At 76.3% G+C, this 7,160-nt stretch carries 8 protein-coding genes; 3 read left to right on the top strand and 5 right to left on the bottom strand.

Features of this window, described 5'->3' with window-relative positions; translation table 11 throughout:
• Positions 1–610: SDR family NAD(P)-dependent oxidoreductase (locus ABD308_RS28075; protein ID WP_344340264.1), on the top strand; the 610-nt coding region annotated here is incomplete at its 5' end.
• A gap of 48 nt (positions 611–658) precedes the next feature.
• Here ABD308_RS28075 and ABD308_RS28070 read toward each other — a convergent pair.
• Positions 659–1,576, bottom strand: a complete 918-nt coding sequence (locus ABD308_RS28070) for an NAD(P)-dependent oxidoreductase (protein ID WP_344340260.1) — start codon at positions 1,574–1,576, stop codon at positions 659–661.
• Positions 1,577–1,663: 87 nt separating this feature from the next.
• On the opposite strand from ABD308_RS28070, the gene ABD308_RS28065 reads away from it, so the two are divergent.
• Positions 1,664–2,083, top strand: coding sequence for a MerR family transcriptional regulator (locus ABD308_RS28065; protein ID WP_344340257.1), 420 nt, complete (start codon positions 1,664–1,666; stop codon positions 2,081–2,083).
• On the opposite strand, the gene ABD308_RS28060 is transcribed toward ABD308_RS28065, so the two are convergent.
• The 4 genes from ABD308_RS28060 to ABD308_RS28045 all read right to left on the bottom strand — a co-directional run bounded on the left by ABD308_RS28060 (position 2,028) and on the right by ABD308_RS28045 (position 6,310).
• A complete protein-coding gene (locus ABD308_RS28060; RefSeq protein WP_344340255.1) occupies positions 2,028–2,711 on the bottom strand; it encodes an ABC transporter ATP-binding protein in 684 nt (227 codons plus the stop codon). The two genes, ABD308_RS28065 and ABD308_RS28060, sit on opposite strands and share 56 nt — an antisense overlap.
• A gap of 123 nt (positions 2,712–2,834) precedes the next feature.
• Positions 2,835–3,479 (bottom strand): ABC transporter ATP-binding protein, encoded by a 645-nt coding sequence (locus tag ABD308_RS28055; protein ID WP_344340252.1) that lies wholly within the window; start codon positions 3,477–3,479, stop codon positions 2,835–2,837.
• Positions 3,480–3,643: 164 nt separating this feature from the next.
• Positions 3,644–5,671 (bottom strand): branched-chain amino acid ABC transporter permease, encoded by a 2,028-nt coding sequence (locus tag ABD308_RS28050; protein WP_344340249.1) that lies wholly within the window; start codon positions 5,669–5,671, stop codon positions 3,644–3,646.
• 12 nt (positions 5,672–5,683) lie between these two features.
• Positions 5,684–6,310 (bottom strand): hypothetical protein, encoded by a 627-nt coding sequence (locus ABD308_RS28045; protein ID WP_344340247.1) that lies wholly within the window; start codon positions 6,308–6,310, stop codon positions 5,684–5,686.
• Positions 6,311–6,393: 83 nt separating this feature from the next.
• Between ABD308_RS28045 and ABD308_RS28040 the strand changes: the two genes are divergently transcribed.
• Positions 6,394–7,020, top strand: coding sequence for an MTB12 C-terminal domain-containing protein (locus ABD308_RS28040; RefSeq protein WP_344340244.1), 627 nt, complete (start codon positions 6,394–6,396; stop codon positions 7,018–7,020).
• Positions 7,021–7,160: the final 140 nt, after the last annotated feature.

Below are 7,160 nucleotides of genomic sequence, written 5' to 3'. Positions count from 1 at the left end.
GGACCAGCTGCCGCAGGCCGTCACCACGGTCGTCGGGGACGTCTCGCGGGAGGAGGACGCCCGCCGGATGATCGCCGCCGCCGTCGAACGGCACGGCCGGCTCGACGTCCTGGTGGCCAACGCGGGGGTGATTCCGCTGCTGGAGATCACCGAGGCGTCCGCCGAGGACTGGGACCACGTGATGGCCGTCGACGGTCGCGGCATGTTCCTCACCTGCAAGTACGCCATCGAGGCGATGACGCCCGCCGGGGGAGCGATCGTCTGCGTCTCGTCCATCTCCGGCGTCGCCGGGCAGCGCGGCCAGGCGGTCTACGGCCCCGCCAAGTTCGTCGCCTCGGGCCTCACCAAGCACCTCGCGGTGGAGTGGGCCGACCGGGGCGTCCGGGTCAACGCCGTCGCCCCCGGCACGATCACCACCGAGCGGGTCGCCCGCCTGCGGGACGAACCCGGCGGGCCCGAGTACCTGGCCGCCATCGAACAGCTCCACCCGATGCGCCGGCTCGGTTCCCCGGCGGAGGTGGCGGCGGCCGTCCTCTTCCTCGCCTCCGACGAGGCTTCGTTCATCACCGGTGTCGTCCTCCCGGTGGACGGCGGCTACCTCGCCCAGTGACGCCCGGCGCCCTGATGGTCTCGGCGGTCTCTGTGGTCTCTGTGGTCTTTAGCGGTCCCGGCGGTCGGCGGTCTCGGTCAGGGCGGAGACGCCCTCCGCTCCGCGCCCGGCCGCCAGTGCCCGTTCGGTGAGGGCGAGCGCGGCGTCGAGCACACCGGTGTCCAGGCCGTGGCCGCGCGCGGTGCGGGCGACGTGCGCCAGACCGGCGGCCGCTGAGGCGACGGTCGCCCGCTCGCCCGGGTGACGGCCCTCGTCCACCCGGCGCGCCCAGTCGTCCATCAGCGCCGGCAGCATGCGCGGCAGGCCGTGGGCGTACGGGGCGAACTCGGCGGCCGAGAGGCCTTCGGCGCGGGCGAGGGCGAGGGCGTGCAGATAGCCGTGCGCGGTGGTCCAGAACAGGTCGAGCAGCGCCGTGTCGTACGCGGCGGCCCGGCCGGGGTCGGTGCCGACGTGGTCCACCGTCCCGGCGAGCGCGCCCAGGTCGCCCCGGTGCGCGCGGAAGACGGCCTCCTCACCGCTGCACACGATCACCCCGCGGGGCTGTCCGATGGTCGGGGTGGGGCTGAGGATCGCGGCGCTGAGCACCTGGGCGCCGTATCCGGCGGCCAGGTCGGCGTTGCGGCGCGCCTCCTCCGGGGAGACGGAGGTCAGGTTGACCAGGGTCCGGCCGTCCAGCGCCGGGCCGGCGGCGTCGAGCACGGCGCGCGCGGCGGTGGCGTCGCGCACGCAGAGCAGGACGAGCGGACTCGCGGCGACGGCCTCGGCGGCGCTCACGGCCGTGCGCGCACCGCGCTCGGCGAGGCCGGGGGCCCGGCCGGGCGTGCGGTTCCAGAGCGTCGGCGAGTACCCGGCGGCGAGTAGCGCGGCGGCCAGCGCCCGGCCCATCGGGCCGAGGCCGAGCACGGTAACGGGCCTGGGGGAGGAGGGGGTTGAACGGTCGATGGGGTGCGATCGGTTCTCTGTCACGGCGGTTACGCTAGAGCTTGACGTCGATGTCAGAGTCAAGGGTCCCGGGCGGACGGCGGGGACCGCGGGGACGGTGGGGGTGGCGGCATGCGGATCGGTGAACTGGCGCAGCGGACCGGGGCGAGCCCGCGAGCCCTGCGCTACTACGAGCAGCAGGGCCTGCTCCGCCCGGCGCGCAGGCCCAGCGGCTACCGCGAGTACGGGGAGGCGGACGTGCGCACCGTCCACGGCATCCGCACCCTGCTCGCGGCGGGTCTGAGTTCGGCGGTGATCGGCGAGATGCTCTCCGGGCTGCCCCTGCCGGGCGAACGCCGGCCCGGCCCGACCTGCCCGGAACTGCTCGCCGGCCTGGCCCGTGAGCGGGCCCGGATCAGCGGGGAGATCCACGAACTCACGATGGCCCGAGGACTGTTGGACGACATCCTGGCCGCCGCCGCACCGGGCGAGGCGATCACCGCGCCGCGTCCGGAGCCGTTCTCGGCTCGGCGGGCTCCCCGGAGAAGATGACCTCGCCGCGGTGCAGGACGTGCACGGCGGCCGCGCCGGTGAGGGTGTCCGGGAGGGTCTGCGCCGTGACCACCACGGTCCGGCCGGTGGCGGCGGTGGAGGACAGCAGGTGCGCGTGCAGCCTGGCGGCGGCGGCCGGGGCCAGCCCCCGGTCCGGCTCGTCGAGCAGGAGCAGCCGTGGTGAGGCGTTCAACGCGCGGGCGATGGCGACGAGTTGCCGCTGACCGCCGGAGAGCGTGCCGGCCCGCCGGGGGAGCAGCGCGGCGAGTTCGGGGAACAGCTCCAGCGCCTCGCGCGCCGGACCGCCCCGGGCGGGGGCGGCGAGGGTGAGGTGCTCGTCGACGGTGAGCGAGGGGAACACGGCCCGCTCCGCCGGCACCAGCGCGAGCCCGAGCCGCGCCCGCTGGTGCACGCCGAGGCCGGTGACGTCCCGCCCCCGCCACACCACCCGCCCGGCGTCCGGCCGCACCAGCCCGGCCAGCGCGTGCAGCACGCTCGTGCGGCCCGACCCGTTCCGGCCGAGCAGCACGGTCACCCGCCCGGAGGGCGCGGCGAGGTCCACGCCGTGCAGGGCCTCCAGCGGGCCGTACCGCACCCGCACGGCCCGCAGGGCCACTTCGACGGGCATGGGGGGCTCGCCTCCTGAGGTTCGAGTGCGGGTTGACGGTTGGAAGCTGGAAATCTGTCAGCTGATATCTGTCATCTGTCATCTGAAATCTGTCAGTTGTCAGTTGTCAGCGCCGCCCGTCCGTCACCGCCCCCAGGCGTGGACCACCCGGGGGTCGGCCAGCACCGCCGCCGTCGGGCCGGCGGCGACCACCCGGCCGTCGGCCATCGCGTAGACGGTGTCGGCGAGCTCGGCCACCAGGTCCGGGTCGTGCTCGACCAGCAGCAGGGCCATGCCGTCGTCGGCCAAGCCGCGCAGGACGGTGAGCAGCCGGGCGGTCTGCGCGGTGTCCAGGCCCGCCGCCGGCTCGTCCAACAGCAGCACGCGCGGCTCGCCGGCCAGCGCCCGCGCCAGTTCGACCAGCCGCAACACGCCCGTCGGCTGCCCGCCGGCCGGCTCCGCCGCCAGCGCGCCCAGGCCGAACACGGCGAGCGCGCGCGCCGTCCGACCGTCCGCCGCCCCGGACCGCTGCTCGGCCCCGACCCGCACGTTGTCCGCTACCGACAGCGTCGGGAACACGGCGATCTGCTGGAACGTCCGGGCCAACCCGAGCCGCACCCGTTCGTGCACCGGCAGCCGGGTGACGTCCCGGCCACCGAGCAGCACCCGCCCCGCGTCGGGGCGGACGGTTCCGGCGAGGCAGTCGAACAAGGTGCTCTTCCCCGCACCGTTCGGCCCGATCAACGCCGTCACCCGCCCCGGCGCCGCGACCAGATCCACCCCCGCCACCGCCTCGATCCCCCCGTACCGCCGTACGATGCCGCGCGCTGTCAGCCGCGCGGTGGGCGGCGTGCCTGGTGGGGTGGTGGTGTGTCGGCGTCCGCTCATGGCTGGGTCTCGCTGGTGGCCGGTTGGGTGGTGGGTGGGGTGCCTGGTGGTGCGTCGGCCTTCGGTCATGGTTCGGCCTTGCCGGGGTCGGGGCCGGGGCCGGGGTCGGGGCCGGGGCCGGGGCCGGTGGCCTGGCGGCGGGTCGTGATCAGGGTGCGCAGGTGGCGGCCGGTGGGGGTGAGGCGGACGGCGGGGCTGAGGGCTGGGCGGGGGGTGCTGAGGTGGGCGAGGCCGCCGGGGAGGCGGCCGATGGTGGCGGCCAGTGCGCCGACCGCGACGGCGGACACGCCCGCCGCCGTGCCCGCGTCCAGGCCGGTGATCAGGGCCGCCGCCAGGATCGCGGCGAGGGCGTTGTCGGCGCCCGCGACGACGACGGCCGCGAACCAGAGCAGGCCGAGCACCGGGTCGAAGGCGGCCGGGTCGAAGGCGCGGCCGGCCATGCCCATCAGGCCGCCGCCGAGCGCCGCCAGCGCCGCGCCCGCCACGAAGGCGAACAGCTTGAGGCCCGGGACGTCGACCCCCGCCGCGGCGGCTCCGGGCTCGTGGTCGCGCATCGCGCTCAGCGCCCGGCCGGTGCGCCCGCCGTGCAGGGCCCGCACCACGGCCGTGCCCAGGCCGAGCAGCAGCAACTCGGCGACGTAGAAGGCGCGATCGCCGGCCAGGAACGCGGGCCGGTCCAGGATCAGCCCGGTGGTGGCGTACGGCTGCTGGAAGACGAAGCGGCTCAGCGTCGTCCCGACCGCGAAGGTCACCAGCGCCAGGGCCAGGCCGCGCCGCCGGATGGCGGGCCACCCGGTGAGCAGGCCGAGCGGCGCGGTGGCGAGTACGGCGAACAGCAGCGCGGGCGCGGCCGGCAGGGCGGGGAGGCCGGGGATCCGCCCGGACATCAGCAGCGCCGTCCCGAGCGCGCCCAGCCCCGCGTACCCGGCCTGGCCCAGTGAGATCTGCCCGCCGTAACCGGTCACCACGACGATCGACAGCAGCACCAGCGCCAACGCCGGAACCAGCAGCGCGCTGCGCAGGTCGTTGCCGCGGAAGCCGAGGGGGAGCAGGAGCAGGACGACGCAGACGGCCCGCGCCGTCCAGCCGCCCCGGGCCCGCACGGGCGGCGGCTGTACGGCCCGGACGTCCGGCCGGCCGCGCTCGTCGTGCCCGTCGGCGAGCCTGGGGCCGGCCAGCAGCGCGGCGGCCAGCAGCGCCACCACGAACAGGTTCGCCTGCACGGCCTGCACCAGCGGCAGCAACTGCCCGTCCGGGCGGAACCGGGTCAGCTCCGCCTGGAGGACGCCCAGCCCGAGCCCGGTCACCACCGCGACCGGGATGCTCCGCAGCCGGGCCGCCACCGCGACGGCCATCGTCTCCATGACCAGCAGCGGCAGCCCGTACGGGTCGAGCAGCAGGTAGGGCGCGAGCGCGACCCCGACCAGTCCGGCGGTGAACGAGCCGAACGCCCACCCGGCCGCCGACACCCGGTCGGCGTCCACTCCGGCGAGCTCGGCGAGCCGACGGTCGTCGACCACCGCCCGTAGCCGCAGGCCGAACGGCGTGAACCGGGTCGTCGCCCCGACCGCGAGGGCGAGCACGAGGATCGCGACCAGTTGCGCCACCGTGTCCGGGCGCAGCGTGTGCCCGCTGGGCAGGGGGATCGGCGCCCCGCCGAGCGGGGACGGCGCTCCGCCCACCGGCGCGGCGCCCCACACCAGCACCACCACCCCGATGATCAGCACGAACACGCCGAGCCCGGCGACCATCGTCTCGGCCGGGCCGGCGCCGCGCCGTTGCAGCGGCCGGTACACCAGGACGTCCAGCAGCACCCCGAGGGCGGGCGCGGCCAGGAGCAGGCAGCAGGCGACGGCCGGCCAGACCGGCCAGTTCCGCTCCACGACCAGGTCGCGCAGCAGGTAGGCGATGAGCATCGCCTGCGCTCCCTGGGCGAGGTTGAGCACGCCGGTGGCGCGGTGGCAGACGACCAGGCCGATGCCGCTGAGCGCGGCGGCGCCGCCGACGGTGAGGCCCGCGAGCGCGAGGTCGACGGTGAGGCCCGTCGAGTCGAGACCGGCCGAGGTGAGGACGGCCGAGGTGGGGACGTTCACGGGCCCGCCGCCTCAGCCGGTCGGCGGGCGCGGGTCGCCCGGATGGGTGGCGGGGGCGTCCGGCATCCCGTCGGCCGGCGGCGGGTCGCAGAGGCGGCAGGGCGTGAGCCCGCGCTCCCGGACGGCGGGGGCGTCGACGGGGGCGGCGGAGGATTTGCCCGCCACCAGCGGGCAGTCGGGACGGTGGTAGAGCGTGCCGCCGGGGACGGCCAGCGGGGGGCCGGTGGCGGCGCCGGTCCCCGTGGAGCCGGAGGGTTCGCCGGGCTCGCCGGATGCGCCGGGTTCGACGAGCAGCGCGTAGAGGTGCTCGATCCGGCGGTCCGTGGTCGTGGCCATCGCCGCAGGTGACGGTCGCGGCCCGGCGCGGGCGCGGTCGGACGGGCGCACGGCGACCAGGACGACGCCCGCCACGATCAGCGCCGCGCCCGGGAATGTCGCCGAGGCCAGGTACGGGATCTGCTGCTCGACGAAGCGCTCGCCGGACACCCCGTACCAGCCCAGTACGCAGAGCACCGCGCCCACGGCGACCAGCGCCCATCCGGCCCATCCACCGCTCTCCCGCGCCGACCGTACGGCGCGCGCCGCCGCGGCCTTCGCGCGGTTCGCGGTGCTGTGCCGCCCGGATTGCGATTCGTCCATGGATCCGCCTTGATGGTGTCACTTGCGACGTTTCCAGGATCGGCCTGGAACAGCATCCGGAGGAGCGGGGCGAGGGGAAGACCATGCACGTGAGGCAGAGCGGCATCCGTCGGCGCGACGCCCGTCGGCGCGGCGGCCCGGTCCTGCGGTCGGCGGGCGTCCTGCTCGCGCTGCTGCTGGCGGGCACGGTGGCGGGGTGCGGTGACGGCGGGTCGGAGTCCTCGACGGCGAGCCCGTCACCGCCGGCCACCGCCACCGCGACCACCACCGTCACCGCGACGGAGACGGCCACGGAGACGGCCACGGGGACCGCGAGCCCGAGCCCCGGGGCGACCGCGCCCGCCGATCCGGCGACGGCCACCACCGAGATCACCAACAACTGGCAGAAGTTCTTCGACCCGACCACCCCGATCCCCGAGAAGGCCTCGCTGCTCCAGAACGGTGACGTGCTGCTGCCCGTCCTGGAGGGCTTCTCCCAGGACCCGCGGGTCGGCCAGGTGAAGGCCGCGGTGACGAAGGTGGAGTTCACCTCCGCCACCGAGGCCACCGTCACCTATGAGCTGTCCCTGGAGGGCAGTGTGGTCGCGCCGGCCGCGAGCGGGCAGGCGGTGCTGGACAACGGCATCTGGAAGGTCTCCCGCTCGACGCTCTGCGGTCTGCTGGTCCAGGCGGCCGGTGCCGGCGGTACCCCGATCCCCGGATGCGGCTGACCCCGGTCCGCACGCTCGCACCGGCGCTCGCGCTGATCGTCGCGCTGGTGCCGGCCGGGGTGGCCGGCTGCGGGACGCGCCTGCCGCCGAGCGCCTTCGGCGCCCGCCCCACCTCGGCGGGCGCCACCGGCACCCGCACC

The sequence above is a fragment of the Kitasatospora putterlickiae genome (assembly GCF_039527695.1).
Taxonomy (GTDB): domain Bacteria; phylum Actinomycetota; class Actinomycetes; order Streptomycetales; family Streptomycetaceae; genus Kitasatospora; species Kitasatospora putterlickiae.
Note: the sequence above shows the minus strand (reverse complement) of the source record. Positions and strands in the feature narration are given on the sequence as shown.

Excerpts from the sequence above, each read along its gene's own strand:
- ABD308_RS28065 (WP_344340257.1), top strand. The coding sequence starts at position 1,664 with ATGCGGATCGGTGAACTGGCGCAGCGGACCGGGGCGAGCCCGCGAGCC.
- ABD308_RS28060 (WP_344340255.1), bottom strand. The coding sequence starts at position 2,711 with ATGCCCGTCGAAGTGGCCCTGCGGGCCGTGCGGGTGCGGTACGGCCCG.
- ABD308_RS28045 (WP_344340247.1), bottom strand. The coding sequence starts at position 6,310 with ATGGACGAATCGCAATCCGGGCGGCACAGCACCGCGAACCGCGCGAAG.
- ABD308_RS28040 (WP_344340244.1), top strand. The coding sequence starts at position 6,394 with ATGCACGTGAGGCAGAGCGGCATCCGTCGGCGCGACGCCCGTCGGCGC.